General features: G+C 66.2%; 24 protein-coding genes and 1 pseudogene. 12 read left to right on the top strand and 13 right to left on the bottom strand.

Features of this window, described 5'->3' with window-relative positions:
• Positions 1-516, bottom strand: coding sequence for a phasin family protein (locus M8A51_RS13670; RefSeq protein WP_251779028.1), 516 nt, complete (start codon positions 514-516; stop codon positions 1-3).
• Between the two features lie 466 nt (positions 517-982).
• Here M8A51_RS13670 and M8A51_RS26550 point away from each other — a divergent pair.
• From M8A51_RS26550 to M8A51_RS13655, 4 genes and pseudogenes are all read left to right on the top strand, one after another.
• Positions 983-1,159, top strand: a pseudogene (locus M8A51_RS26550) (hypothetical protein); the annotation flags it as partial.
• Between the two features lie 68 nt (positions 1,160-1,227).
• Positions 1,228-2,064 (top strand): universal stress protein, encoded by an 837-nt coding sequence (locus tag M8A51_RS13665; RefSeq protein ID WP_251779027.1) that lies wholly within the window; start codon positions 1,228-1,230, stop codon positions 2,062-2,064.
• Positions 2,065-2,201: 137 nt separating this feature from the next.
• Positions 2,202-2,480 (top strand): HU family DNA-binding protein, encoded by a 279-nt coding sequence (locus tag M8A51_RS13660; RefSeq protein ID WP_251779026.1) that lies wholly within the window; start codon positions 2,202-2,204, stop codon positions 2,478-2,480.
• Positions 2,481-2,912: 432 nt separating this feature from the next.
• Positions 2,913-3,521, top strand: coding sequence for a hypothetical protein (locus M8A51_RS13655; protein ID WP_251779025.1), 609 nt, complete (start codon positions 2,913-2,915; stop codon positions 3,519-3,521).
• A gap of 416 nt (positions 3,522-3,937) precedes the next feature.
• Here M8A51_RS13655 and M8A51_RS13650 read toward each other — a convergent pair whose 3' ends face one another.
• Complete coding sequence (locus M8A51_RS13650; protein WP_251779024.1) at positions 3,938-4,264, bottom strand: hypothetical protein; 327 nt, start codon at positions 4,262-4,264, stop codon at positions 3,938-3,940.
• A gap of 507 nt (positions 4,265-4,771) precedes the next feature.
• Between M8A51_RS13650 and M8A51_RS13645 the strand changes: the two genes are divergently transcribed.
• The 6 genes from M8A51_RS13645 (at position 4,772) to M8A51_RS13620 (ending at position 10,663) form a co-directional block, all read left to right on the top strand.
• Positions 4,772-5,482, top strand: a complete 711-nt coding sequence (locus M8A51_RS13645; RefSeq protein ID WP_251779023.1) for a PEP-CTERM sorting domain-containing protein — start codon at positions 4,772-4,774, stop codon at positions 5,480-5,482.
• Between the two features lie 130 nt (positions 5,483-5,612).
• Complete coding sequence (locus M8A51_RS13640; RefSeq protein WP_251779022.1) at positions 5,613-6,596, top strand: OmpW/AlkL family protein; 984 nt, start codon at positions 5,613-5,615, stop codon at positions 6,594-6,596.
• Between the two features lie 115 nt (positions 6,597-6,711).
• Positions 6,712-7,836 carry an AraC family transcriptional regulator gene (locus M8A51_RS13635; protein ID WP_251779021.1) on the top strand — a complete coding sequence of 375 codons (1,125 nt, stop codon included), beginning with the start codon at positions 6,712-6,714 and terminating at the stop codon, positions 7,834-7,836.
• Positions 7,837-7,983: 147 nt separating this feature from the next.
• Positions 7,984-8,679 carry a DUF4254 domain-containing protein gene (locus tag M8A51_RS13630; protein WP_251779020.1) on the top strand — a complete coding sequence of 232 codons (696 nt, stop codon included), beginning with the start codon at positions 7,984-7,986 and terminating at the stop codon, positions 8,677-8,679.
• The gene (locus M8A51_RS13625) at positions 8,676-9,503 is read left to right on the top strand and encodes a glycosyltransferase family 2 protein (RefSeq protein WP_251779019.1); all 828 of its coding nucleotides are present in this window, start codon (positions 8,676-8,678) and stop codon (positions 9,501-9,503) included. The genes M8A51_RS13630 and M8A51_RS13625 overlap by 4 nt, the downstream gene beginning before the upstream one ends.
• Positions 9,500-10,663 carry a glycosyltransferase family 9 protein gene (locus M8A51_RS13620; RefSeq protein WP_251779018.1) on the top strand — a complete coding sequence of 388 codons (1,164 nt, stop codon included), beginning with the start codon at positions 9,500-9,502 and terminating at the stop codon, positions 10,661-10,663. The genes M8A51_RS13625 and M8A51_RS13620 overlap by 4 nt, the downstream gene beginning before the upstream one ends.
• Here the strand turns inward: M8A51_RS13620 and M8A51_RS13615 are convergent.
• The 9 genes from M8A51_RS13615 to pcaQ all read right to left on the bottom strand — a co-directional run bounded on the left by M8A51_RS13615 (position 10,560) and on the right by pcaQ (position 21,772).
• Positions 10,560-11,675: a glycosyltransferase family 9 protein gene (locus M8A51_RS13615; protein ID WP_251779017.1), complete on the bottom strand. Its 1,116-nt coding sequence runs from the start codon at positions 11,673-11,675 to the stop codon at positions 10,560-10,562. The two genes, M8A51_RS13620 and M8A51_RS13615, sit on opposite strands and share 104 nt — an antisense overlap.
• Before the next feature lie 498 nt (positions 11,676-12,173).
• Positions 12,174-12,923, bottom strand: a complete 750-nt coding sequence (locus M8A51_RS13610; protein ID WP_251779016.1) for a hypothetical protein — start codon at positions 12,921-12,923, stop codon at positions 12,174-12,176.
• Between the two features lie 469 nt (positions 12,924-13,392).
• Positions 13,393-13,788, bottom strand: a complete 396-nt coding sequence (locus tag M8A51_RS13605; RefSeq protein ID WP_251779015.1) for a hypothetical protein — start codon at positions 13,786-13,788, stop codon at positions 13,393-13,395.
• A 1-nt stretch (position 13,789) separates the two neighbouring features.
• Positions 13,790-14,638 (bottom strand): pentapeptide repeat-containing protein, encoded by an 849-nt coding sequence (locus M8A51_RS13600; protein WP_251779014.1) that lies wholly within the window; start codon positions 14,636-14,638, stop codon positions 13,790-13,792.
• Positions 14,639-14,730: 92 nt separating this feature from the next.
• Complete coding sequence (locus tag M8A51_RS13595) at positions 14,731-15,789, bottom strand: pentapeptide repeat-containing protein (RefSeq protein WP_251779013.1); 1,059 nt, start codon at positions 15,787-15,789, stop codon at positions 14,731-14,733.
• Between the two features lie 101 nt (positions 15,790-15,890).
• The gene (locus M8A51_RS13590) at positions 15,891-16,628 is read right to left on the bottom strand and encodes a hypothetical protein (RefSeq protein ID WP_251779012.1); all 738 of its coding nucleotides are present in this window, start codon (positions 16,626-16,628) and stop codon (positions 15,891-15,893) included.
• 6 nt (positions 16,629-16,634) lie between these two features.
• The gene (locus M8A51_RS13585; protein WP_251779011.1) at positions 16,635-17,765 is read right to left on the bottom strand and encodes a hypothetical protein; all 1,131 of its coding nucleotides are present in this window, start codon (positions 17,763-17,765) and stop codon (positions 16,635-16,637) included.
• Complete coding sequence (locus tag M8A51_RS13580) at positions 17,758-20,688, bottom strand: type VI secretion system Vgr family protein (RefSeq protein ID WP_251779010.1); 2,931 nt, start codon at positions 20,686-20,688, stop codon at positions 17,758-17,760. Before M8A51_RS13580 ends, M8A51_RS13585 begins: the two co-directional genes overlap by 8 nt.
• A gap of 166 nt (positions 20,689-20,854) precedes the next feature.
• A complete protein-coding gene (gene pcaQ / locus M8A51_RS13575) occupies positions 20,855-21,772 on the bottom strand; it encodes a pca operon transcription factor PcaQ (protein ID WP_251779009.1) in 918 nt (305 codons plus the stop codon).
• Positions 21,773-21,871: 99 nt separating this feature from the next.
• Here pcaQ and pcaH point away from each other — a divergent pair, with 99 nt between their 5' ends.
• Positions 21,872-22,585, top strand: a complete 714-nt coding sequence (gene pcaH, locus M8A51_RS13570) for a protocatechuate 3,4-dioxygenase subunit beta (RefSeq protein ID WP_251779008.1) — start codon at positions 21,872-21,874, stop codon at positions 22,583-22,585.
• Entirely contained in the window at positions 22,582-23,193 is a 612-nt protein-coding gene (gene pcaG, locus M8A51_RS13565) for a protocatechuate 3,4-dioxygenase subunit alpha (RefSeq protein ID WP_251779007.1), read from the top strand. The genes pcaH and pcaG overlap by 4 nt, the downstream gene beginning before the upstream one ends.
• Before the next feature lie 18 nt (positions 23,194-23,211).
• Here pcaG and M8A51_RS13560 read toward each other — a convergent pair whose 3' ends face one another.
• Both M8A51_RS13560 and M8A51_RS26545 read right to left on the bottom strand, forming a co-directional pair.
• Positions 23,212-24,447, bottom strand: coding sequence for a GGDEF domain-containing protein (locus M8A51_RS13560; RefSeq protein WP_251779006.1), 1,236 nt, complete (start codon positions 24,445-24,447; stop codon positions 23,212-23,214).
• An 89-nt stretch (positions 24,448-24,536) separates the two neighbouring features.
• A complete protein-coding gene (locus tag M8A51_RS26545) occupies positions 24,537-25,472 on the bottom strand; it encodes a helix-turn-helix domain-containing protein (RefSeq protein ID WP_251779005.1) in 936 nt (311 codons plus the stop codon).
• Between the last annotated feature and the right edge of the window lie 38 nt (positions 25,473-25,510).

Raw genomic sequence — 25,510 nt, 5'->3', positions numbered from 1 at the left:
TCAGTGTGCTGCCGGCCGCTGGGTCGGTGCGGTGCCGGCCTTCGTCGCCTGGTTCAGCGTTGTGCCGAACAGATCGTCGATTGTGCCGATGCCCGTCTGTGTCAGGCCGTGCAGCATCTGCCAGGCCGACTTGGCGCCGTCGCCGTCGCCCGGCTCCATTGCACGGCCTGTGCACCCCAGCATCTCGACGCCGGTGCGCAAGCCGAGGTCGAACAGCTCCTGCCAGTAGCGCGCAGCGCCGGCCATGTCGAAGCGCAGCAACTCAGCCTGCAAGGCCATCACGCTGGCCAGGTCGCGTGCCTCCGACAGGCGTTCCGCAACGTTCTCGTGGCGCACGCGAGCGAGGTGCGCTGCGTTCAACTGCGCACGGCGCATCGTTTCTGCGCCCTTGAACAGGGCCGCGGCCAGATCGATCGACCACGCCAGTTGCTGCTTGCCGGCCCGCGTCCAGGCATCGACATCGACGGACGCAGCGGTGGCGCGCGCTGGCGAAGGCTTGGCGGTTTTGCTGGGCATGGCGGTCTCCTGGGGATGTCCCCCGGGCAGGGGGCAGGGCTGAGCCTGTCGACCGGACGGCACGATCGTCGGTTGGGTGACAAGGCCGTGAACAACGGTAGTTCGCCGTGCGGCAATTGCAATCGCGCCTTCCCCGCACGTCGCGCCCGCCGGCTTCATCCGTGCGACGGATGTGTGTGTTCGAGGGTGGATTGGCAGCGCACGCAGCGTGGGAACGACGGCGGGGGGGGGGCCATCGCAGATGGCCGATCGGCTCCCCGCGATCGGCGCACAGGCCGTCGCTGCCGTCGGCCAGCCGCTCGTGCACGTCACGCTCGAGTTCCGCCGGTCCATGCCGGACTGGATCTGCATGGCTGCGCCGTGCGACATGCTCGCCGCCGATACGCAGGCGCGCACTTGTGCGGCCTCAAGAACACGGTGCAGACGCGCACGCTACGGTCAGATCGACTAAGACCGCAACGGCCGGCGGGTCGGCGAAGTGCGGGCCGCCTGCGATCCCGACAACCGGCAGGCCGAGTTCGGCATCCGGACGCGTCGCGAATGGCAGGGGCGGGGGCTGGGCCAAGTCTTGCTGGGCAGGATGGTGAGCTCCCTGTCCCAGCGCGGCACCGCTCGCCTGCAGCTGGAGTTGCTGCCGCACTGATCTGTCCCACGGGAAGCTCCGCAGGCCTTCCGACGATGCGTCTGTGCTACCGGCAGAAGGAGCAGGCCATGAGCTACCGTACCATCCTCGTCCACCTCGACGACAGCCCGCGCTGCAACGTGCGCGTCGACCTTGCTGCTCAAGTCGCCGCCGGACAGGGCGGCCATCTGATCGGCCTGGCGCCCACCGGTTGGGTCGAGATGCCGGCCAGCGTGGGCCAGGCGGTGGGCGGTGTCAGCTACATCCAGTTGTCGTTCGACCACTTGATGCAGCGCGCGCAACGGATTTCGGCCGCTTTCTCGGCGCACCTGTCGGGACGCCAGGGGCTGTCCTACGAAAGCCGGGTGCATGAGGGCGACCCGACCGGCGCGGTGATCCGCATGGCGCGCTGCAGCGATCTGGCCGTGATCGGGCAGGCCGAGGACGATGCCTCGTCGCCGGCGCCTTCGGACTTGCCGCAGCAGGTGGTGCTCGGCGCGGGCGTGCCGGTGCTCGTGGTGCCCTATGCCGGCCATTTCGACCTGATCGGACGGCGCGTGCTCGTGGCCTGGGATGGCAGCCGCGAGTCGACGCGTGCACTGGTGTCCGCGTTGCCGCTGTTCGAGCGTGGCGCCAAGGTGCAGACCATCGTCTTCGACGGCGGCAGCCGCGCCGAAGGCGTGCAGGGCTGGCAGCTCGAGCAATTGCGCCAGTGGTTCGCCCGGCACGGCGTCGACGCCACCGTCGCACGCGAGACGACCGAGATCGGCATCGGCGAAGCGTTGCTGTCGCGCGCGGCCGACCTCGGCTCGGATTTGCTGGTGATGGGAGCCTACGGGCATACGCGGCTCGCGGAATTCGTGCTCGGCGGCGCCACCCGCACGCTGCTGGCCGGCATGGCGCTGCCGGTGCTGATGGCGCACTGAGCGGTCATCGCTGCTTACACCCGCACAGCTTGCTAACCGGTCGGGGCGGCCGGTGGCGCCGGAAGCCGCTAGACTGCAGGGTTCTTGCGCGCGCCGCGGCGCGCGTTTTTTCCTCTGTTCTTACATCAGTCAGGACCATGAACAAAGCAGAACTCGTTGATGCCATCGCTGCCGATGCCGACCTCTCGAAAGCCGCCGCCGCCCGTGCGCTCGACTCCTTCATCGGCAACGTGACCAAGGCCCTGGCCGCAGGCGACACCGTTGCCCTGATCGGCTTCGGCAGCTTCTCGGTCACCGAGCGCCAGGCCCGCACCGGCCGCAACCCGCGCACCGGCGAGGAAATCACCATCGATGCCAGCCAGGGTGTCAAGTTCAGCGCTGGCGCCTCGCTGAAGTCGGCCGTTCAGAAGAAGTAACCTCCCTCCTTGCTCGAGACCGGTGCGGCGCCTTGCTGCAGCCGCCGGTCTCGGTGTCTTTTGCTCGCCGGCTCCCGGCGGGTGCCTCCGTAACACCCCTCCGTGGCAGGCCTGCGCCGGTGCAGCAGGCTGCCGGGTGCTGCGCGCGCCGTAGTTACATCGACGACACAGCGTTCGCGTCACGGCCGCCATGGCCGGCACGGCCTTTGCTGTCGTGTGTCAGCCCCGGGCGATCTCACCGAACTGCTTTTCGCCTCCTTTCCGACTCTCACCCCTCTTGGAGTGGTTCGGGCTCGGGGCGCTTTTATGGCAACGATCGGAAAGGCGGTTGCCAATTTGCTGCAAATTTTTCAATCGCTGGTGGTTTTCTGCGCTCGCCGGCGATTGATGTGTCTGAGTGAGCGCGCTGGCCGGCTGGGCCCGGGAGGACTCGTGGAATTCGTACCTGATCGACATGAAATGCTGACGGTGGAACTGGCGGTGCGGTATGGCCAAAACCAGGAGTCTGACCAGTACCGCCTGCAGATCGGCCCACTCGGCGACACGAGCGGCAAACTCGAAATTCAACTGCGCAGCCCGACCATCGGCACGTCGACCGGCAGCATGTTGCCGGCACGTTACGCCCAGGGTTGCGACAGTTTGGCGGTGTTGGCGATCAAGGCGTCGATCCACGGCCTGTTCGGCCAGGACCGTCCGGCGCCGCGTATCGTGGGCTTGCCCGAGTGGAGCTGGGCTTCGTTGCAGATCACGCGCGTGCGCCCGCACCTGACCCAGACGCTGCGCCGCTACGAGCTGTCCGTCGAGTCGGCCATCAGCGCCTGCCTGATGCGCTACCAGGGGCCGATGCTTGCGGCGATGGAGACCTTCGAACTGTGCCGCGAAGACGCCGACCCGTTGTATGCGCTGACCCGCCTGACCCTGCGCAGCGAGACTGCGCAAGCCATGGCCGTGAAACAGGAATTGCCGTCGCGTGCCGCGGCGATGACCGACCCTGGGGTGCTGCGCGTGGCCCAAAGTCCGCGCGTCGCGGTCGCCCGCTGACACCTCTGCCGCCTTCGGGCGCGAGCCTTGCTGCCCTGTGCAGCAAGGCTTTTCTTTTTCTGCGGGTCCGTTCCCGATGATGACTTCCTCTTCCACGCCACCGGCTCCTGCCCCCGCCGACGAGGTGCCCCCCGGCGCTCCGGCCGCCGGCGAAAACGTCTGCCCGCGGTGCGGCGGCAGCGGCCGCATCGGGCAGGATGCCTGCCCCGACTGTGCAGGCAGCGGCAAGGTCACCACGGGCATCGGCGGAGGGTGAACGGCGCCAGGTAGCTTTTGCTGCGCGGGCGGCAAAGGGTGCGCATACGCACGCCGCGTCACCCATGCGAGCCACGGTTCGTTCGGTGGCGATCGCGAGCGGCCTCGAGACGCACCGACGGGCTGAAGCCGCCCGTCGGCTTGACCTCGAGGCGCTGCGCTCAGTGCAACTGGTGCTTCAGGCTGGACAGCTCGTCGTGGGCCTGGCGCACGGCGCTCTTCAATTGCGAGTCGATGCCGTCGGCACGCTTGCAGGCAGCCATCGCGCGGTCACCGATGCGTTCGAGATCATCGACGCACTGCACGATGCGCTGCTCGTCCTGCGAGCCGTGCACCCACTGCATCGCCTCATGCGAACGGCGGTCAAGTTCACTGACGCACTGCTGCAACTCCTGCGGCACGCCGCTGGCCGACTGGCACGCCTGCTGCGCATTGCTGGCACATTGCTCGACGCGGCCGAGCCGCTCCTTCATCTGGTTGATCTGCATGAGGGACTCCTGTTGTGGGGATGTCGGCAGGCCGGTCTTCACGCGCCGCTTGCGCGGCGACCTGCCGGAGGCGGCACGGTGCGTCCACGCGCTTGCATCGCGCCACGGTCGAAACCTCGCCAGCGCGAGGGCTGGCGCCCCGTCCTCGAAGACCGCAACGGGGGAGGGCGCCTGCTGTAGCGGCGGCACTTGCCGTGCCTGCGGCGCCTGCACCGGCGACGTCTTGCCACGCAAGACACCATCGCTCACACACCGTCGATACGGCCTGACGCGTGTGTGCACAAGGGCTGCAGGCCACCAGTGATTGCAGCGTCGAAGGCCCGGAGGGGCGCGGCGCCTTCGATCATTGTCGAAGGGCGGGTCACTCCGACATTCTTTGCCCCGCGCAGGCCAGGACGAACCCGGGACGTCCGGCCTTGCGGCGGGACCCTCGCGGACGCCCGTCGCGAGGTGTCTTGCGCGCTCTCCCCCTCGAACGTCCGCGACTTTTCTCTCAGTGGAGTGACGATGAAAACCCAACCCTTGCGCCTGCTCAAGCACGCGTTGTTCGCGGCCGTTGCGGCCGTTGCCCTGCCTGCTGCCGCCGTACCTTACGAGGTGACCGGCGGCGATGCGTTGCTGACGTTCTCCGACGAAGCGGTCAGCACCTTGTCGCTGATCTCGGTGTCGGTCACGCCGAGCGGCGGCGCGTCGACGGTGACCGAGGGCCGCGCGTTCTCGTTCCCGATCACCGACGGCAGCATCTCCGGCGATCTGCTCGCCAGTGTCCAGACCGACCCGGGTTCCGGCGTCACGCTCACGAAAGGCAGCACCGCCATCACGCTGGATGACTTCCGCATCGATGTCGCGACGCAGACGCTGTTCGGCGACGTGACCATCGGCGATGAGACGACGCAGGACTCCGCGCTCTACAACATCACCACGCTGGTCGAAGACGCGTCCGACCCGCTCAACCGCACGCTCAATGCGAGCGGCATGTTCCTGACCGCCTCGGCCGTGGCGACGCTCGGCAACGCGCTGGGCGTGCCGGAGTTTCTGCAGGGCGTCGTCGGCGAGGTCGACTTCGGCACGCTCAACAGCAACGTGATGGCCGCACCCGTGCCCGAGCCCTCCACCTACCTGATGCTCGGCGTCGGATTGGCCGGCATTGCCGCGCTGAAGCGTCGCCGCAAGGGCCCGACGGTGCACCACGGCACTGCCCAGCCGGCCGCCGCCTGACACCCCCCGACGGCCGAACCGGCAGGACGCGCCCCGACCCGGGACCGAACCTGCACCAAGCGCTCCCACGAGGCGCGCTTCGTCTCCATGGCCACGAACGACACCACAACAACAGACAGGGGACAACCAGATGGAACACTTGCTGGCCGTGCTTCGGGCAGCGCGGTGGGCCGGGGCGATCGCGATGACGTGTGCGGCGCTTGCTGCCCACGCGCAAAGCCACACGCACCCGACCGCAGTTGCCGTGTCCGCGCCGGAGGCGGGCAGCGATCCCCCCTCGCTGCTCGGCCCCCTGACGCCCAAGCGCCGCTGGTTCGTCCGCATCGGGGCCGCCGGCCTCAAACTCAACGACTCGTCGACCGACGTGCGTGACCTCGACGGCCCGGTACTGCGCTCGAGCGACCACCCGATCCTGCCGCTGCTGGCGCCCGGCGTCGATGCGTTCGGCACGCCCGACGGCGTCAGCGTCGACGTCAGGAACTCGGTCTCGCTGTTCGGCAGCATCGGCAAGTTCCTCGACGACCACTGGGCTCTCGAGGGCCTGGTGCTCGCGCTGCCGTTCAAGCACGATATCCACGGGGCTGGCACCATCGCGCGGCTCGGCAAGGTGGCCACCGTCAAGCAACTGCCACCCACGCTGATCCTGCACTACTACTTCAACGACTTCGACGCGAAGTTCCGGCCGTCGATCGGCATCGGGCTCAACTACACCAAGTTCTTCGAGGCAAAGGCGACGCCGGCGCTGGAGGCCTACACCGGCGGGCGCACGCGCATCAAGATGAAACCGTCGTGGGGCCTGGGTTTGTTCGCGGGTGCGCAGTACCGCATCAACGAGCGCCTGCATGTCAAACTAACGGTGGGCTACGTCAGGGTGCGCACCACCGCAACCATGACGACCACCCACACCATGCTGTCCGGCAACTCACCGGTGCTGAGCGACTACCCGTACCCGGTGAACCAGATCCCGACCGACCCGGTCGCCCGTGAAGCGATGGACAACCTGATCGACCAGGTGGCCACCGAACGCGGGGGCAGCCTGGGGACCTTCAAGCGCGAGATCCGCTCGAAGCTCGATCCCTATGTGGTGTTGTTGAGTGTGGGCTATTCGTTCTGAAAACGAGCCGCGCCCCGGAGGCGTGGCCGATGGAGACGCGAGGAGTGGACATGTCCGACATTCACGGCCCGGGCCTGCTCGTTGGGCGCTGCCTGGCATCGGCGACGACGCGATGATGCGCAAGCCCCATGCGATGCTGCCCGCGGCCCGGCAGCGCATGCCGGTCAGCAGTTGGCGCACGTCGCCTGCGAACCGCGAGCCGACCGCCGCCGTCTACGAGTCGGCTGTCACGCTGGTGCGGCTGCTCGCACGCGCCGGCGCCACCGACAGGGAGATCGAGCAAGGCACCGGCATTTCGCTGGCCGCCACCCGCCACCCCGACGCCCGCGTGCCGGTCTCGCAGATCGAACGTCTGTGGCGCCTGGCGGCCGAGCGCCTGAACAACCCGGCGATCGCCCTCGAGCTGCACAACCACTACCCCGAGAACAAGTTGCACTTCGTCGCCCATCTGGGCATGCGTTGCGCCGACATGCGCTCGGCCATCGAACACTGGCGCAAGTACGCGTTCCTCGTCTCCGAAGTCGACGACGTCGACTACGTCGTCGAGGGTGGCACGGCGCGCTTCATCTATGCCTGCCGCGATCCGCGCTACAGCGCGAGCTGGTTCTCCGAGCATGTGCTGTCGCTCGCGGTGTGGTTCGCTGCTTCGTTCACCGGCCAGACGCTGAAAATCAACGGCGCACGCTTCATGCATGCCGACCCGGGCTGCCGCCATGTGCATGAGCGCACCTTCGGCACGTCGGTCGAGTTCGCGGCCAGCGAGAACAGCATCTCCTTCGATGCCGGCTACCTCGACCTGCCGTTCCGCACCGCCGACAGCTATCTGCACCACTACCTGGTGGCCAAGGCCGACGAGCTGAAGGCGAGCCTGGAGCAGGAGGCGCGTGTCGAGAACAAGGTGGTCGCGGCCATCTCCATCCTGCTGACGCGGGGCGACGAGGTCACGCTCGACCGGGTGGCCGATCTGCTCAAGCAGTCGCCGCGCCGCCTGCGGCAGGTGCTGGAGTCCGAAGGCCGACGCTTCCGCGACCTGTTCGACGAGGTGCGGCGCGAGGCGGCCGCACGCTACCTGATGCAAGGCTTGTCGATCTCGCAGGTCGCGGTGCTGCTCGGATTTTCGGAGCCGAGCGCGCTGCAGCACGCCTTCAGGCGCTGGTATGACACCAGCCCCGGCGACTTCCGGCAACAACTGCTGGCGCTTCCCAGCGGGCTGACGCGGCCGCTGCGTTCGCGCTGCTGAAGTGCTTACCGCCGCATCGGGGCTTGCGCTGCAGTTTTTGCAGCGCAGGGCTCGTTCGCGGCCGTCGCGCCCCCGGCACCGTGCTTGCTGAAGTGGGACACACCCATCTGTTCACGTCCGTTCAGCACAGCAAGGGAGTCATCCAGCATGTCCGCATCTGTCCAGTGGTCCCGGCCGATGCGCCGGGGGACCGATCCCGCCGCCGACGACACTCGTCACGATATGCCCAGCGTTGCCGAGATCGACACGCTGCAGCGCACCGCCTTCCAGTTGACCGGCTGGCCCGAGACCCCGCACCCTGACGGCGCGATGCGCTGGGTCGCTGCCAACCACCGCTACAACTCGGCGCTGTGGGAGGAAGAGGACCAGGCGCGCCGCACCGACGTGGCCGACCGCGAGATCGCGCAGAACAAGCGCGCCATCGACCGCTACAACCAGTTGCGCAACGACGCCATCGAATCGCTCGACGCATGCATCCTCGAGGCGATGCGCGAGGTGCCGGTGCACGACGACGCCTGGGTCAACAGCGAAACCGCCGGCTCGATGATCGACCGGCTGTCGATCAACGCGCTCAAGCAGCATCACATGCAGCTGCAACTCGATCGCGTCGGCGTGTCGCAGTCCCACCGCATGGCTTGCGCCGAGAAACTGGAGCGCCTGAAAGCGCAGCGACAAGACTTGCTGGGCTGCCTGCAGCGCCTGCTCGACGGCATGCGGGCGGGGGAGTGCACCTACCGCCTCTACCGGCAGTTCAAGATGTACAACGACCCGTCGTTGAACCCTTATCTGTGCGGCATGAAGGGCACCGGCGCGGCCAACGCGCCCGGGCGCATGCGCGCATGACGCCCACTGTCGACGTCCTGATCCCCACCCGGCACCGCTCCACCGCGCTCGCAGCCACGCTGGCGACGCTGATCGGCCAGAGCTGGCGCGCCTTCGATGTCGTGGTGTCAGACCAGTCCGATGGCGCCGCGAGCTTCGACACCGGCGAAACGCGCTCCATCGTGCGCCTGCTCGAGGCGCGCGGCCATCGGGTGCGGCTGCTGCGCAACCTGCCGCGGCGCGGGTTGGCGCAGCAGCGGCAGTTCCTGCTCGAACAGTCGCGCGCGCCCCATGTGCTGTACCTCGACGACGACGTGCTGCTGGAGCCCGACCTGATCGAGCGTCTGGTCGGCGTGCTGTGCGAGCAGCGTTGCGGTTTTGTCGGCAGCGCGGTGATCGGGCTGTCGTACCGCGACGACGTGCGTCCGCACCAGCAGCAGGTCGAGTTCTGGGACGGGCAAGTGGTGCCCGAACACGTGCGGCCCGATACGCCGGCCTGGCAGCGCCATCTGCTGCACAGCGCCGCCAACCTGTGGCATGTGCAGCGCGCGCTCGGCGTCGATGCCGCCCACCCGCGCCTGTACAAGCTCGCGTGGGCCGGCGGCTGCGTGATGTACGACGCGGCCAGGCTGCGTGATGCGGGCGGCTTCGAGTTCTGGCGCGACCTGCCCGACGAGCACTGTGGGGAAGACGTGCTTGCGCAGCTGCGCGTGATGGCGCGCTTCGGCGGCTGCGGCGTGATGCCGTCGGGCGCCTACCACCAGGAGCTGCCGACCACGGTGCAGCGCCGCGAGGTCGACGCGCCTTTCGCGCTGCGTGCGCCGGCGAGCGAGGCCGCGGCGTGAGCGCGTCGGCCACCGGGCTCTACGCCGGGCTCGGCGAGCCGATGGACGACGTGCGTTCGATCGCGGTGCTGCGTGCCAATGCGGTCGGTGACTTCGTCGTCGCGCTGCCGGCGCTCGAAGCCTTGCGCGTCGCCTACCCCGACGCACGCATCACGCTGCTGGGCCGGGCCTGGCATGCCGAATTCTTGCGCGAGCGGCCCGCACCCGTCGACGAAGTGGTGGCGATGCCCGGCTTCCCCGGTGTCGATGCGCCGCTGAAGGCGGTGCAGGATGCTTCGGTGCAAGAGCGCTTCGTGGCCGAGATGCGCGCCCGACGCTTTGACCTCGCGCTGCAGTTGCATGGCGGGGGACGCCACAGCAACCCCCTGGTGCGCCGGCTCGGCGCGCGCGTGACGGCCGGCTTCCATACGCCGGGTGCGATGCCGCTCGACCGCATGCTGCCCTACCGCGACCTGCACCCCGAGGTGTTGCGTCTGCTCGAAGGCGTGGCCCTGGTCGGCGCCTGCGGTCATACGGTGGAGCCGAGGCTCGCCGTCACCTCGCATGACCGCGCCGAGGCGGCCGCCGTGCTGCCCGTCTCCGGTCGGCCGCTGGTGGTGCTGCAACCCGGCGCTGCGGACACGCGCCGCTGCTGGGCACCGTGGCATTTCGCCGCGGTGGCCGACCACTTCGCCGAACTGGGGGCCGACATCGCGGTGAACGGCACCGAGGCGGAAGCGGCAGCCGTGTCGGCCGTCGTGCTGGCCACGCAGCACCGCCAACGCGTGCACGACCTGAGCGGTCGGCTGTCCTTGGGCGGCTTGCTCGGCCTGATCGAGCGCGCACGGCTGGTGGTGTCCAACGACACCGGCCCGGCCCATCTGGCGCGCGCGCTTGGTGTTGCCACGGTGGCGGTCTACTGGGTCGGCAACCTGATCGGCCATGGTCCCACCGCCAGTGCACGCCATGCGGCGGCGGTGGCGTGGCGGCTCGACTGCCCGGTGTGCGGGCAGAACTGCATGAGCACCAACTGCGGTCACACGGCGTCGTTCGTCAACGACGTGGCGCCCGACGAAGTCATTGCGTTGGCGCAGCCCCTGTACGAAGGGCCTGCCCCGGCAGATGCGATGCTGCCGGAGACCCATCCGGAAGCAGGAGTGCATCGCCTGACCCAGCCCTGAGTTCGTCCGGCAGCTCCAGCAGCGGCAACGCGGCGTCGACGACGACGGCCGGCTCGACGCCCGCTCCGGGGCGCTCCGGCGTGACGCACCGGTGGCGCAGTCGGTCCAGCGGTGCCCAGCGCCGTGGGTCGGTGGCGAAGAACACCACCACGCTCGGCAGCCGCAGCGCCGCGGCGACGTGCGCGACGCCAGTGTCGTTGGACACCAGCAACCGGGAGCGCGACAGCAAGGCCGCCAGCGCACCGACCGACAGGTCGCGCGCCGCGTGCAGCGCCGGCGTGCGCATGACGCGCTGCACCTCGGCGGCCAGTTCGTGCTCGGACGCGTCGCCGGTGATCACCGCGCGCCAGCCGTTGCACGCCAGCGCATCGCCGACCGCCGCGAAGTGCTCCGGCGCCCAGCGCTTCGATGCGGCGCGCGCGCCGGGGTGCAGGCAGAAGAACTTGCCGGCTTCGAGCACGGCCAGGTCGGCGTGTCGTTCCAGTTCGGCGAAGTCGTCCTCGTCGAGTGGGAAGAACACCTCGTCGTCGCGATCGTCGCCGCCCAATTGCTTCACGAGGCCGAGGCAGCGATGAATTTCGTGCAGCCCGTCCGGATAAGGCCAGTAGGTCAGCCCGGCTTCGGGTGCGTGCAGTGCGTCGTGTTCCGGCAGGAAGCCCACCGTGGCCTTCGCGCCCAGCGCTTCGACGATGCGGTTGCTCGCGCGCCCGCTGCCGTGCATCTGCACCGCAAGATCGAAGCGCCGCTCGCGCATCTGTGCGGCCCAGTCGAGGAAAGCGGCATCGTCGTCGCAGGCTTGCTCAGGCAGCTCGGGGTGGCCGGGGAAGGGCTCGAACGCATCGACCCAGGCGGACATGCGCAGTGCGAAGTCGCGGGCCCACGGCAGGCCGACCAGCGTGATGTGGGCCTCGGGATGGCGACCGCGCAGTGCTCGCAATGCCGGCGTGGCGCAGACCATGTCCCCCAGTTTCAGGGCACGAAAGACGCAGATGCGGTGGATGGGTTCGGTCATGGGCAAAGGGGGCGTGAATGAACGACCCTCCAGCCCAGCAAGGTAAGCGCCTGCTGCGGCACACACGCTGCGTGGTGTGTGCATTGCATCTGCATGTGAAGAGCGCCGGCTGACAGCCCCGAGGCGGGCACCCTTGGACACAGATGCCGCCCGGGTGTGCCCCGTGCGAGGCCCGGTGCCACCCTGCAAGGGGGCACCGGACATGAATTGGCGGGCAAGACCAGCGGCCTCGGAGATAGCGAGACGACCGGATGAGCGGGCGGCGGAGCCGCCGGCCTCCCACACCAGGGTGGGCTTGCCCAATGACAGTATCGGCGGCTGGGCGGGCGCCTGTAGCCCCCTGAAGTGGGGGCTGCGGTGAAAGTTCACGGGTTTCCCCCGCAAATGCGGGGGCGGCCGGTCAGGGCCGGCTGCGCACGTCGAAGTGGACGTGACGGTGCTCGTCGTGCCGCACCCAGGCGTGCGTCTACGCGGGAGGGAACAGAAGGGGCGGCGGCCTCAGCGGGCGCTGACCCAGGTCGCGGCCTGGCCATCGACGTCCGGCATGGGCGTGCCTTCCGCAACCGGCTGGCCGCGGCGCAGGTCGTGCACCCAGTGCCAGCGGCCTTCCTGGGGGCACGGCTCGCCGGTGCTGGCATACCGCAGGGCGTGGCGCGAGACCCGCTGGTCGCCGAGGGCCACCGTGCCGATGACCAGGGCGTCGTTGGGACCGAGTGTCAGCGGCATCCTGCCCGAAGCGGCGCACTCCGCGAACTCCTCGATCCCGCGTTGCAGCGCGACGAAGAAATCCCAGTCCGACAAGTCCTGCACCATCGCCGCGGCGGTGAAATCGAACGCATGCAGGCGCTGGTAGTACGCCGAGTTGTAGATCAGCTCGTGCAGCACTTCACCGCGCGCCGAAACGATGCGCACCTCGCTCATGCCCGGTCGCGTGCGCCCGTCCACATACCGCGCCAGCGCCATGTTGCACCGCAGCCCCGGGTTCACTTCGACGATGGACCCGTCGGCACGCTTGCGGCTGAGCTCGCACATGAAGCCGTCCGACGTCTGCAACACGTAGGCGTCGTCTTCGGTCCAGTAGCCGTAGCAGCGCTTGTCGCCCACCTCGACATAGCTGCCGCGTACCGGCAAGTCGGCCAATAGGCATGCGTCCGTCGGGTGTTCCGACTTGTCGACGGGGCGCCAGCGCCCCGAGGCGGGGTCGAGATCGATGATGTCGTTGCAGGTGTGGTGTCGGTAGAGCCACATGTGAGGTTGCTGTCGATGGAGGTGGTATAGGGGCGGGGACTACCTAGCGGGGCCAATATATCGACTCAGCCGCCGTACCAGCAAGTAGACGAGCAGGGTGCCAGAAACGCGGCGAAGGCGGCCCTTGCGCCGACCAGCCATACCGCCCACGCTGCGAGAAGTACGCCGACCGTAGCGCGGCGTATCGAGGCTCACCCGAGACGCCGCCGGCTGCCCGCCACCGCGAGCAGGAAAACCAGGCTGGGGGCAAGCACGTAGCCGAGCATCTGGCTTACCTTGGCACAGGGGTGTGTACCCGTTGGGCACATCTGGAATGCTTCAGCGTGACCCGTTGTCAGCACAAATGCGAACCCGGCGAGCAGGACGATTTTCAGGCGGGGATAAAGCCACATAACGGAAGACAACGGTTGGCGATGCAATGGAGCTTCGTTGGATATTTCTCGAAGGAGAGCGTGGAGCACACGGCCACTTAGAGTGAGAACTCCAAGTTTTCCTTGACGACCCGAAGGTACTCCTCCTTCGCCTTGTCTTCCGAGTGGTGTCCTATCGCGGATATCTGACTGCTCCACCCGGTTTGCTGCAACGCTTCGCCCAGCGCGGTCGATATTTCTTCTCGGGAAAATTGCCGGTTGTCCTTCTGCAACATCGTCAGCGACCAACCCGCCGCAGCAAGAGGGTGTGGGTCGAATGTTATCGGGTACATAAGAATGTAAGAATGTTGACGATCAATACGGTTTTGTCGGTAAGCATGAGTGCCTTTGCTTTCGCGCAGTTCGAGATAAGCTGAAGCGAGTGCGGGGTAAGGGTCACTCGCAATATGGTCGTCTTGCGCCTGCAACGCTCTCAGTGCGTCGAAGGCCAGCAAGTTAAGGGCAAGGATCTCCAGTCGCCTGACGGCGGGTGTCGAGAGAGTCGGTGACTGCGCACCATTCAATCTGGTCCAGGCCCTCAGCACCGCTCATAGCGACCATCTTTCTTACGGCCGGAGTGTCGTCGAACTTTGTCGCGGCCATGCCCAACGCTCGCGCAATACGCCCGAACTGTCCTCCGATCAAGCGAGCGTTAGAAAAATCGACTCCTCGGCAATCGCTGCCGCGCATGTCACAGTTTTCTAATGTTGCGTCCGCGAAAATGCAATGCACGAGTTGTGCTCCGGAAAAGCTCGTATTCACGATTTTGGCATCCCGGAAATTGCTGCTTTCAAGCAGACAAACATTGAATTTTGAATATTCTGCAGTTATTCCGGAGAAATCATTTCTGGGTAACATGGAGCCAGTCAGAAAAAGCTCTTGCAATGCGGCTGATTTGAAGGAGGATGAGGATATATCGGACTGGTTTGCGGAAATCGCGACGAATGTTGTCTTCTCAAAGTTCGCGCCTTTAGCGTAGAGAGGAATCATCTGCGTCTTCTCAAAGCGTGCTTCCGAGAAATTGCATTCCGAAAGAATTGCGCCTTGAAAGTAGGTTCCTGTGAAATTGGATCCGCGAAACGTGGAACTGGAGAGGTCGCAACCAGAGAACGAAATTTCTCCGAATTGACCCCGCTGGAGATTCAGGCCGCGACAGTCGCACGCCTCTACGCCTTCCCAAGGGTGGGAAACCTTGGGTGCGTCTGCGTACCATTCTTCTCCGGGACGATGCTGCAAGATTGAGTGGAGAACAACGGCAAACTGTTCATCCGAGTCCCAGCGCTTATGAATTTCAGAGGGGTTCACGACGGCAGAAGGAATTGCAGGTGGCAGGCAACGGCGCTCCGAATGGCGCCGGCACGGTAAGCAGAGCGTTGTGTATCCGAGTTTCGCAAAGATTAAAGGGTAGGCGGAGACTGATTCTGGTCCCATTGCCAGATCACCGATCCGAAATCACTCTTGACCGTAGGCATCATGTCCCCTTCAGAAAAATACCGCCGACTCCCCACTTTGGCAGGCGTAAACCAGAAACCGCTGCACGGGCATCTGTCTCCAGCAACTGCACGGCCACGCAAATGGGTAACGTTCTCAACAGGTGACCAGACAATGTTATTCACACCATCGGCACCGCTAGCTGCGACCACACGCCGATTCTCCGGGGTGTCGTCGAACACGGATTGAACGTGCCCCCCCTTGCACATGGTGTTGCCGAATCGGCCGCCAATGAGCCGTGCTGTAGAGAGATCCGCGCCGCGGAAATCGACCCCCCGCATATCACACTCTTTCAGAGCAGCCGAAACGAAGCTGCTTCCGTTCAAGCGTGCGCCCGTGAACTCAGAGCCGATATGTTCGGAAAAATCGAATCGGGCTCTTTGCAGCTCGCACGATGAGAAATCCGAGTTTACGGAATTGAGCCATCGGAAATCGTTGTCGCGCAATTGCGATCCGGTGAAGTGCATTCTTTCAAACGTGCATCGTTGAAAATTTGACAGTGAGATATCGGATTCGTTTGCAGAGATGACAACAAATCGGGAGTCGGAGAAATTGACATGAGTCCCATACAGAGGAATCGTGTGAGTCCTGTCGAAAACAGAACCCGAAAAATCGGCGTCGGAAAGAATTGCGCCTTGCAGATAAGTCTTGTGAAACGTCGATCCTTTGAAGGACGAATGGGATAAGTCGTATCCTGAAAAACATATCTTGCCGAACGCTTTGCCTTCAAGTCGCAGTCCCCGGCAATCGCACGTCTCAAGTTTCTCCCACTGGTGCAATATCTTAGGTGAGTTCGCGTACCATTCCTCCCCCGGAAGATCCTCGATAATTGCCCGGAGCAGTGAGCGATAAGTGGCGTCTGTTTCCCACCGGTTTTTAACGGCAATCAATTCTTTAGGACTAAGAATCGCGTGCAGGAGCGCCTTGCGTCGCTCTTCAGTGTCCCAGCTTTCGCTCGGTTCCATAGAAGGTTTGGTGTCGTGTCGCTCTTAGAACTTGAAAAGGAGGGAGAAAAGAAAGTGCACCCCGGTATACCCAATAGAAGGCCAGCGAGTTCGTGGAGAATTCAGCGTTCACGACTCCACACCCACGTCACATCATTTCCATCCAGGCTGGGCATCTTTTCGTTCTTCCGCACCATCTGCCCCTGACGCATGTCTTCGATGCAAACCCACACGCCGCTGCGCGGACAGACTTCTCCTGTATCGCAATACAACAGGTCGTCACAGGGGACCTCGTGCCCTTCCACCATGGCTGTGGTTCCTGTAATGGCCAACGGGATCTTGCCGGAGGCCGCTCTTTCGGCAAATATCTCGATTCCCCCTTTCAGCGCGACGAAAAAATCCCAGTCGGATAGATCTTGAACCATCGCCGCGGCCGTGAAGTCGGAGGCGTACAGACGAAGAAAATACCCGGAATCATAGGTGAGCGTGTAGAGAACCGTGCCATCGCCCGCTACAAGCGACACATCGCTCATTCCTTCGCGCAGTCTGCCGTCTGCATACTTCGCTGGCTCAATCACGCAATGCAGGCCCGGCGTCGCCTCTATCGTAGAGCCGTCGGGCAGCTTTCGGCAGATCTCAAATACTTTGCCGTCGAACGTTCTGAAAACATGGCGGTTGTCGTCCGTCCAATACTTGAAATAGGGCTTGCCGTTGACCTCTTCATACGAGCCGCGAATCGGAAGATCGGCCAAAACCCTTGCGCTCTTGGGCTTCTCTTCATCTGCAACGGGGCGCCATTGACCTGTTTCGTGATTCAAGTCAATGATGTCGCTGGCTGTATGATGTTTATAGAGCCACATGGTTAACTATTTTTTGTTGACAATTGCATCAATTCTTTTTAGAAGTTCGGCAGCCTTGTGAGGGTCACCTGTTTTTTTCTCGCGATAGAACTCCATGATTAAATCCCAAGGAAATTCTTCGCCCCCGGTTTTCTGGGCGCTTTCGATAATCTGTGCGTCGGTCTTTTCATTTCCCTTGCCGATCTTGATTTTGTCGCCTGTTTTTGGGTGTATTTTATGCCCACGTTTCAGGTCTTCGTAGGTGGGGCCAAGCGGGTCCCCATAAAGTTCCTCGTTGCGCTTGTAAATGACGGCCCGCAAATCGGGGTCTGTCTTGTCTTTGAACTCTTTGCCTATGGCGCGACGTTCGGCATTAGCGGCTCGTGCTATCTCTTCCTCGCTTTTTCCGGCTGCGCGCATTCGGTCCACCAAGCCGCCGACTCTCCGCCTGACAACCACCTCGTATTCAAGCCGCAATAGCGGCTTGGCGCTGTGCGCCAGCGTGTTGGCTGTGTTCGTCGCGCCATCCATCTTTGCCGGCTTCGCCCGCTCCAGCAGTTTGTCGAGTTCGGCCTTGAGGAAGCGCATCACCTCGGGGATCTTCTGCTGCCCCAGGTTTTTCAAGTGTTCGAGCTGCTTCTCGACCAGTTCCAGGCGACGGATCTTGTCGCCCATGGCCAGCTTTGCAAGCCAGGAGTGCCGCACGTCGCGTATGCCGAGCACGATCTTGTCGACGATCTCGTTGAAGGACTTCAACGCGCTGCGGGTGTACTGCTCCATGGGGAGGTTCTTGAGAAAGACGACCGGGTCGCCCTTGCCCGCGCCACGAACGATGGCCAGTATCGTGTCGACCGCTTCGTCGAGGTGTTTTCCGCCTTCGCGGATCGCCTTGACGACGACCTTGAACACGCCTTTCAACAGGCTGCCCAGCACCGGGATCAGGCCGATCAACGTGATGGCGAGCGCGATCCACTTCCACTTGTCGCTACTGTCTTTCGACAAACCGTAGAGGTTGGCGACCACGTCGCGAATGTCGGCCAACTGATCGATGATGGGGATGGCCGTGATGATGCTGCCGACTATCGTTTGCGACAGCGACGGGTCCTCATTGAAGTCACCCTGGAGCACGCCCCAGAACCAATCGATTGCCTCATCCATTGTTGTTGTCCATCACCGCCCGGTACAGGGCTTGAAGTTGTTCCCCGGAGAGCGTCTTGCCATAGGCAGGGTTGGGCGTCTCTTCGGGCGGCTCATCCAGCGTCCATGTGCGTTGGTCCTCACCGATCTCGACGTCGGCGACGCCGGCGGGCACACCCTCCATGCGTAGCTGCCCCTCCTGGTTCAAGGCCGCGCGACGCACGGAACCGTCGGAGAACACCACCTTGACGGGCGCCCCCTGCACAGCCGAGCCGTCGTAGTACTTGCGCTCCACCTCGATCCAGTCGACCAGTTCCTGCGAGGTGCCTGCGGGAAGGTTGAGCAGCTCCGGGCTGCCCCGCCCCGGCCCCTGCCAGTGATGCCCCGAACTCTTGACGGTAAACGTCCCCGGGCACGCATAGGTGATGTCACCGCCGTCGAGCGTGACCTTGCTGTGCCCGCCGACCATCTCGATCTTGCTCTTGGCCTGGATGCGGATCTCGCCGTTGACCGAGACGACGGTGACGTCCTGGTCGGCGTAGAGCTCCATGCGGTCGGTGTGCGCGCGCACCGACACCGGCCCGTTGCCGGCGATCGCCTGGATGCCGCCGTCGTGGGTGTACACGCTGGTGGTGCGCCCGCTGATGCTGCTGGCGGTGTGCGCGGCGGTTTCATGCAGGTCGCTTTGCACCGCGATGCTGTGGTCCTGCCCGGCAAAGCTGGCCACCGTGGCCGGGGTGGCGAAGGCTGCGGCGCTGGGCGTCTCCACCCACACCACCGGCCGGTTGAAGCGCTCGACCGGTTCTTGCAGTTCGCGGCTGCCGGGGGCGGCCTTCCGGGCCTCCTGCCCGTTGACGGCGCTGCTGTACTTGCCGTCCTGCGCCGGCTCCACCTGCTGGATGAAGGTTTGCAGGGCCTGCTTCGCCTCGTGGCTGGCGAGCTTCAAGGCCTTCTGGGCTTTCGCGGCTTCGCTCAGGCGTTGGCCCAGGTCGTTGGCGGCCTTCAGCTGGTTCACCGCTTCGGCGGCATCCATTTGCGTGCTGGCCACTGAAGCGCCTTGCTGCGGCCGGGCGGTGGTGCTGACGAGCAGGCCTTCAGCGGCCCGCACGGTGGCCCAGCCTTGCGTGGCGAGTTCGAACCCCGAGCCGCGCCAGGCGCCGCGTTGCGCGCTGTGCGGGCTTTGCTGGATCAGATGGCCCAGCCCCAGCTCGCTCATGGCCTGAGTGGCGAGGAAGCGCAGGCGCAACTGCCCGGTGGCGTCGTCGACCACCCACGAGTTGCTGCCCTGGCCGTCGAGGCTGTGGGTGTACAGCCCGGAGATCACGCCGGGGTGGTTGATGCCCGACTCGACCCCGGCGGCATAGGGCGGGCTGTCCTGGCCGTTGTACAGCTGGGCCACGATCACCGGGCGGTCGATGTCGCCGTCGAGATAGTCGACCAGCACTTCGGTGCCGATGCGCGGCACCAGCACCGCACCCCAGTTGGCGCCCGCGCTGGGCACGGCCACGCGCACCCAGGTGCCGGACTGTTCGTTGCCAGGGGCGTTGCCCTGGGGGTCGCCGGCGCTGTCGTGGCCCAGGCCGCCCGGGTTGGGCCGCTGGCCGCGTTGCCAGTGGAACTGCAGCTTGACGCGCAGGTCGCGCTCGGTGGTCAGCGGCTCGCCCTGCAGGCCAACCACCAGCGCGGTCTGGCAGCCTGGGGCAGTGGGCTTGCGCACGAACGGCGGGACGATGGCGGCGGCGCCGGGGGCGCACATGAACCGGTTGCGGTAGCTGCCGTGTTCGAGCTCGGGGCGGTTCAGCAGCCGCTTGGCGTCGGTGCCCAGGTTGTTGGTGATGTCGTGCTCGACGGCGAGCACCGTGAAGCGGTTGTCGCGCGTGTCGGCGGTGGCGTAGTTCAGCGCGGTGGTGTTCGCCCCGTACAGCGGGTGGTCGACCAGCGCGAACTGCACGCCGGCCGCCAGCAGGCGCACGGCGCCTTCGCCCTGGAAGCGCTTGTAGCCGAGCTCGAGCGCGTCGAGCGCAATGCCGGCGGCGCGCGACGCGTGTTCGGCGTTCTGGTAGCGGTAGGTGCCGCTGCCGTCGTACACCTCGAGCGCCGGCAGCTCGCCGTGGGCCAGCGCGGTGGCTTCGCTGGCGGTGGTGCCGGACAGCTGCTTGTAATTCCAGGCGCCCAGCGTCACGGCGTTGGGGCCGGCCGAGCGGTGCGCGGCAAAGGCGTTGATGCCGTCTTGCGGTTGGGCGCCCAGGCGCACGTCGGGGCGGGTGTAGCGCAGGGTGCCCAGGTCGACCCGCTCGGCCGCGCGGTCGGTGATGACCATCACGTGCTGGGCGTGGCCGGATTTCTCGGCGTCGGCCAGCGCCTGGCCGTCGAGGTGTTCGAAGTGGTAGCTCAGGCCTTCTTCGGCCAGCAGGCGCGAGACGAACTCGAAATCGGTTTCCCGGTACTGGATGCACAGGCTGCGGGTGCGCAGCGCTTCGGTGACTTCGATGCGCCAGTTCGCAGCGGTGTAGTCGGCGAACACCTCTTCGATGATCTGCAGCGCGGTCTTGTCCTGGAACGCGTAGGCGTCGCGGCGCTGGCTCAGGAAATGCAGCCAGGGTGCGAGCACCAGGCGGTAGCGGGCCAGGCCGCCATCGGCGCCCAGGTGGCGTGCGTCGGTGACGAAGCCGTGCCACGGGCGCAGGCTGCCGTCGGCGCGCACGAGACGCACGCTGACCGGCTCGACGATCAGCTCGTGCAGCGGCAGGTGTGCATCGGTCGACAGGCAGTCGACGGTGATTTCGAAGGGCTGGTTGACGGCTTCGCGGACGACGGCCCGCTCGGGCGCCAGCATGGCGGTTTCGAGCCGGGTTTCGATGCGCAGCAGACGCGTGTTCTGGGCAAAGAACAGCAGGCCCAATGCGTCACGCAGCGACGCTCCAGCCTGGACGGGGAACGACATGACCCACTCCCTGTGGATGTTTCGAGTAATGGGCCGGGAGTATGGCGTGCACCGGCGTGGCTGTGCCGGCGGCCGCCAGCCCGATTACTTTCACTTTCAATTTGACGCAGCCATACACACGGCGTGGGCACGGAAGCGAGTGCCTGCTCTTGCAGCTCTCTTTGGCTCAAGCCTGGAGGCCCGGTACACGCGCCTCGGCTCGCACGGCGCCGATCAGGCTTTGCAAGAGGGGCGACGGCATCTGGTCGATACGCAGCACCAGGCCGACCGGCTCTTGGGTGCCAGTCATCAGCGGCAGCCGCTGCAACTGCCCCGTTGCCAGGTCGGGGGCCACGGAACTGAGCGGCGTGAACCAGGCGGCCTCGCTGCTGAGGCACAGCCGGCGGCCGAGCGAGACGGCCAGGGTTTCGACGACGCCGGCACGCGGCTCGATGCCGTGAGCGGCGATCAGGCTGTCGGCCGCATGGCGTATCAGGGTGCCGCCGAGCGGCAGCACCAGCGGGTGCTGCCCCAGCTCGCGCGGCACGAAGCGGGCGCCGGCCGGCAGCGGGTGGCCTTGACGCACCACCACCACCAGCGGCTCGGCGAACAAGTGCTCGAAGCTCAGGCCGACCATCTGTTCCGGCTCGGCCAGACGGCCGACGACGGCGTCCAGCTCGCCCTGCTGCAGCCGTTCGAGCAGCTCGCGGTTGCGCCCGGTGGTGACCTGCACCGTGCCTCGCGCTTGCGCGGCGAGCAGCACGCGCGGCAGGAAAGAGGCCGCCAGCGTCGGCAGGGCACCGACGCGCAAGGCCGCTCGGGCGCGGTGACCGGCCACGCTTTCGACCGCCTCGCCCAGGCCCGACACCACCGTGTTCGCATGACGCAGGAACACCTGCCCCTGGGCCGTCAGCGCCGCGCCCCGCCGCCCACGCACGAACATCGGCACACCCAGGATGTCTTCCAGCTCGGCCAGTGTTTTCGTGACCGCCGGCTGCGTGACGGACAGCGACTCTGCCGCGCGGCGCAGGTTGCCGAGACGCGCCACCGCAAGAAAGCAGTGCAGGTGACGCAGTTGCACGCGGTGCAGCGCGACGGGGCTCATGCTTTTGATAACCGGTAGGTATGGGTTGGATGAGAAGGCGTCAATTTACTTAACTTGCAGTAATACATAAAGTCAGGCCATTCCCTCAGGAGATCCGCCATGAGCCCACGCCCCGCGGTCAGCCCGCGCGACTGGAGCAGCCACCCGGCTTACATCCATCCCGACTACAAGTCGACCCACCTGCGCGGCCCGACGCGCCCGCTGATCCCGTTGAAGGACACGCTGCGCCAACTGCGCGCGCCGGTCTACGGCCACGACAGCATCGGCGCACTGGACCACGACCTGACCCGCAACGCCATGAAAAACGGCGCACCGCTGGGCGAGCGCATCATCGTCACCGGCCGCGTGCTCGACGAACGCGGCCGCCCGGTGCGCCATGCGCTGATCGAGGTGTGGCAGGCCAATGCGGCCGGCCGCTACGTGCACAAGGTCGACCAGCACGACGCGCCGCTGGACCCGAACTTTCTCGGTGCCGGCCGCTGCCTCACCGACAACGACGGCCGCTACCGCTTCCTGACCGTCAAGCCCGGCGCCTACCCCTGGGGCAACCACCCCAACGCCTGGCGGCCCAACCACATCCATTTCTCGCTGTTCGGCGAGTACTTCGCCAGCCGGCTGGTGACGCAGATGTACTTCCCCGGCGACCCGCTGCTTGCGCACGACCCGATCTTCCAGGGCACGCCGGCCGGTGCCCGGGACCGCCTGGTCTCGCGCTTCACGCTCGACGTGACCGAGCCCGGCTTCGCGCTCGGCTACGAATTCGACATCGTGCTGCGCGGTGCCGACGAAACCCCGATGGAGACGAAGCGATGAGCACCTCCACCGCGCCACAGCAGCGCCTGCTGCAAACGCCGTCGCAAACGGTGGGGCCGTATTTCGCGTATGGCCTGACGCCGCGGCAGTACTTCTACGACCACGGCAGCGCGTACACGCCGGTACTGGCCGGCCCCCAGGCCGAAGGCGAGCACATCCGCCTGGTCGGGCGCGTGCTCGACGGCGAGGGCCAGCCGATCGGCGACGCGATGATCGAGATCGGCCAACTCGACGCGCACGGGCGCGAGATCACCAGCGAAGCGCAGGCGCAGGAGCTCGGCTTCCGTGGTTTCGGCCGCTGCGGGACGGGCACCGACGCGCAGCAGCGGTTCGTGTTCGAGACGGTGAAGCCGGGGGCCGGCGGGGCGGGGGATGCGCCGCACATCGATGTCATCGTGCTGATGCGGGGGATGCTGTCGCATGCGTTCACGCGCATCTACTTCGACGACGAAGTGGCGGCGAATGCCGAAGACCGCGTGCTGCAATCGGTGGCCCCCGAGCGTCGCGGCACGCTGGTCGCCCGCCGCGAGGTGCAGCCGGGCGCCGTCACCTACCGGATCGACATCCACATGCAGGGCCCGCACGAAACGGCGTTCTTCGATCTTTGACGGGCGCGGAGGCTGCTTTCAACCGGCAGCGCTGAGGGGGGCCAGCGGGGCGTGCGCCGCTGTGTCCGCGCCGGCGTCGAACGTGTACTCGACGCGGTTGCGCCCGAGCCGCTTGGCACGGTAGAGCGCCTCGTCTGCCCGGTTCAGCAGGGACTGCACGCTCTCGCCCCGGCGATAGGCGGCGATGCCCCCCGAGGCCGTGACGTCCAGGCCGGGAGCGAGGTCGTTCCACCCCCTTTCGGCGATGCCCTGCATCAGCCGCGCCATCAGCCCCGGGGCATGGGCAGCGGGCAGGGCGGGCAGCAGCACGACGAACTCCTCGCCGCCGTAGCGGCCGAGTTGGTCGGTCAGGCGCAGCGTGCCTTTCACGGCGGCACAGAAGCGGCGCAGCACCTCGTCGCCGGTCAGGTGTCCATGCGTGTCGTTGATCTGCTTGAAATGATCGAGGTCGAGCAGCACCACGCAGAACGGCTCGCCGCTGCGGTCGCTGCGCGAGATCTCGGCTTCGATCAGCTGCATCAGCCGCCGGCGCGACAAGGCGCCCGTCAACTCGTCACGATCCGCCAGTTCCTGGATGCGCTGCAGCGATTGCTGCAGCAACTCGTTCTTTTCGCGCAGCTTGCGGCGCAAGGTGTTGAGATGGCTCGCCAGGACCGTGAACCGAGCCAGAACCAGCACGAAGTAGACCCACAGGACAGCCACCTCCGTGGGGTTGGACGCCGGCAACCGCAACTGGTCGCCCACCCAATAGAAAACGATCGCCGCCCCGGCCGCCGCCACCGCGAGCGCCACGCGGAATTGCACCACCGTGAACTGCACCAGCCCGAACAGGCCGGTGACCAGCATGGCCGACAGGAACGCAAAGCCGAGCTGTGGTGCTGCGGTCAGGAAGCCGAACAACACCACGCCGGCAAACAGCATCTGCCACATGAACATGTTCGGGTCGCGCAGCCGCAGGTTGAGGCCGCTGACGACGAGCAGCGCGAAGACGAGACCACCGAGCGTGTTGACGGCGAAGAACCACGCCGGGATATGCCAGCCCACCGATCCGGCCCATGCGTACAGCGCCAGCCCGAACGAGCCGGCGAAGTAGTTGACCGTCGAGACGCCGATCATCTTCAGCCGATTGCGCTGGTCCTGGGCGCCGCGCTTGCGACGGCTCGATGCCTCCGGGGTGTCGCCGGCCGCGCCGGCTTGCGGGGCCGGGCCGGCATGGGGCGCCAGCGCATCGGACGGCGGCCGCAGAACGGACATGGGCACTCCTTGTGAGAAGCAGAACCCGGCTCTTGCAGGGCCGGTCCGCCTCTGCACCTTCGGCGACGTTCGACGCAACTGAATGCTGGCTAACCCTTGGTTGACCGCGTGCGTCGTGACGTTGTGCCTACGACACCGAGCTTCATCTGCCGGCGAGCGGCAGCGCGAAACTCGCTCGGCGACATCCCGGTGCGCTGTGTGAAAAAGCGAGTGAAGTACGCGGCATCGGCAAACCCGAGCGTCAACGCCACCTCCTTGACGCTCAAGCGCGTGTAGGCGAGGTCCCGCTTGGCTTCGAGCATCAGCCGCGCATGCAGCGCCCCCAGCGCCGAGGTGTCCAGCACCTCGCGGCACACGCGGTTCAACTGCGTCGGCGTGATGCCCAGCTCGCGGGCATAGAACTCCACGCTGCGCTGCTCGCGGAACGACCGGTCGAGCAGGGCGCGAAAACGCTGCGCATGCTGCAGGCTGCGTGGTGACGGGCCCTCGGCGCCGTGCTGCGAGGTGGCGGCCGCCCGCGCCACGAACACCAGCGCGGTGGCCAGCGACGCCTCGACGATGTGCATGCGCCAGGGGGCGGTGCCGCGCATCTCGCCGGCCAGCAGCGCGCACGCCCGCTCGACCTGCATGAACTCGGGCGCGCCGGCGGCGAAGCGCAGGCAGCGGGGCAGGGCCAGCCGCTCGGCCAGCTCGGGCGCGGCCTGCAACAGGGCCTGCATGCGGTGCTCCACGACGGTGATCACCAGCCCGTCGATGTCGCGCGCGAACCGGAAGCCGTGCTCGGCCAGCGCCGGCACGTAGATCACGCAGGGCGCGTCGAACGGCTCGCGACCGTCGGCGAACACCACCTCGCCCTGGCCGGAGCGCAAGCACAGCAATTGCGCGAACAGGTCATGGCGGTGCGGCGCGATTTCCCAGTCGTACAGGCGGCTGCGCTCGGCGATCGACTCGACGTGCAGGTTCTCGGGGATCAGCGGCTGCTCGTGCTCGCCGTACAGCGCATAGGTGGGGACACGGGAGGGCACGGTGCGTTCTGCGGTGCGTACAAATGTTCGGATTGTCC

It is taken from the genome of Caldimonas mangrovi (assembly GCF_023721835.1).
GTDB classification, from domain to species: Bacteria; Pseudomonadota; Gammaproteobacteria; order Burkholderiales; family Burkholderiaceae_C; genus Caldimonas; species Caldimonas mangrovi.
This window is presented reverse-complemented; position numbering and strand designations above follow the sequence as displayed.

What these genes read in the sequence shown, in the direction of transcription:
- M8A51_RS13670 (WP_251779028.1), bottom strand. Translation starts at nt 516, where the DNA reads ATGCCCAGCAAAACCGCCAAGCCTTCGCCAGCGCGCGCCACCGCTGCG.
- M8A51_RS13665 (WP_251779027.1), top strand. Translation starts at nt 1,228, where the DNA reads ATGAGCTACCGTACCATCCTCGTCCACCTCGACGACAGCCCGCGCTGC.
- M8A51_RS13660 (WP_251779026.1), top strand. Translation starts at nt 2,202, where the DNA reads ATGAACAAAGCAGAACTCGTTGATGCCATCGCTGCCGATGCCGACCTC.
- M8A51_RS13650 (WP_251779024.1), bottom strand. Translation starts at nt 4,264, where the DNA reads ATGCAGATCAACCAGATGAAGGAGCGGCTCGGCCGCGTCGAGCAATGT.
- M8A51_RS13645 (WP_251779023.1), top strand. Translation starts at nt 4,772, where the DNA reads ATGAAAACCCAACCCTTGCGCCTGCTCAAGCACGCGTTGTTCGCGGCC.
- M8A51_RS13640 (WP_251779022.1), top strand. Translation starts at nt 5,613, where the DNA reads ATGGAACACTTGCTGGCCGTGCTTCGGGCAGCGCGGTGGGCCGGGGCG.
- M8A51_RS13635 (WP_251779021.1), top strand. Translation starts at nt 6,712, where the DNA reads ATGCGCAAGCCCCATGCGATGCTGCCCGCGGCCCGGCAGCGCATGCCG.
- M8A51_RS13630 (WP_251779020.1), top strand. Translation starts at nt 7,984, where the DNA reads ATGTCCGCATCTGTCCAGTGGTCCCGGCCGATGCGCCGGGGGACCGAT.
- M8A51_RS13625 (WP_251779019.1), top strand. Translation starts at nt 8,676, where the DNA reads ATGACGCCCACTGTCGACGTCCTGATCCCCACCCGGCACCGCTCCACC.
- M8A51_RS13615 (WP_251779017.1), bottom strand. Translation starts at nt 11,675, where the DNA reads ATGACCGAACCCATCCACCGCATCTGCGTCTTTCGTGCCCTGAAACTG.
- M8A51_RS13610 (WP_251779016.1), bottom strand. Translation starts at nt 12,923, where the DNA reads ATGTGGCTCTACCGACACCACACCTGCAACGACATCATCGATCTCGAC.
- M8A51_RS13595 (WP_251779013.1), bottom strand. Translation starts at nt 15,789, where the DNA reads ATGGAACCGAGCGAAAGCTGGGACACTGAAGAGCGACGCAAGGCGCTC.
- M8A51_RS13590 (WP_251779012.1), bottom strand. Translation starts at nt 16,628, where the DNA reads ATGTGGCTCTATAAACATCATACAGCCAGCGACATCATTGACTTGAAT.
- M8A51_RS13585 (WP_251779011.1), bottom strand. Translation starts at nt 17,765, where the DNA reads ATGGATGAGGCAATCGATTGGTTCTGGGGCGTGCTCCAGGGTGACTTC.
- M8A51_RS13580 (WP_251779010.1), bottom strand. Translation starts at nt 20,688, where the DNA reads ATGTCGTTCCCCGTCCAGGCTGGAGCGTCGCTGCGTGACGCATTGGGC.
- pcaQ (WP_251779009.1), bottom strand. Translation starts at nt 21,772, where the DNA reads ATGAGCCCCGTCGCGCTGCACCGCGTGCAACTGCGTCACCTGCACTGC.
- pcaH (WP_251779008.1), top strand. Translation starts at nt 21,872, where the DNA reads ATGAGCCCACGCCCCGCGGTCAGCCCGCGCGACTGGAGCAGCCACCCG.
- pcaG (WP_251779007.1), top strand. Translation starts at nt 22,582, where the DNA reads ATGAGCACCTCCACCGCGCCACAGCAGCGCCTGCTGCAAACGCCGTCG.
- M8A51_RS13560 (WP_251779006.1), bottom strand. Translation starts at nt 24,447, where the DNA reads ATGTCCGTTCTGCGGCCGCCGTCCGATGCGCTGGCGCCCCATGCCGGC.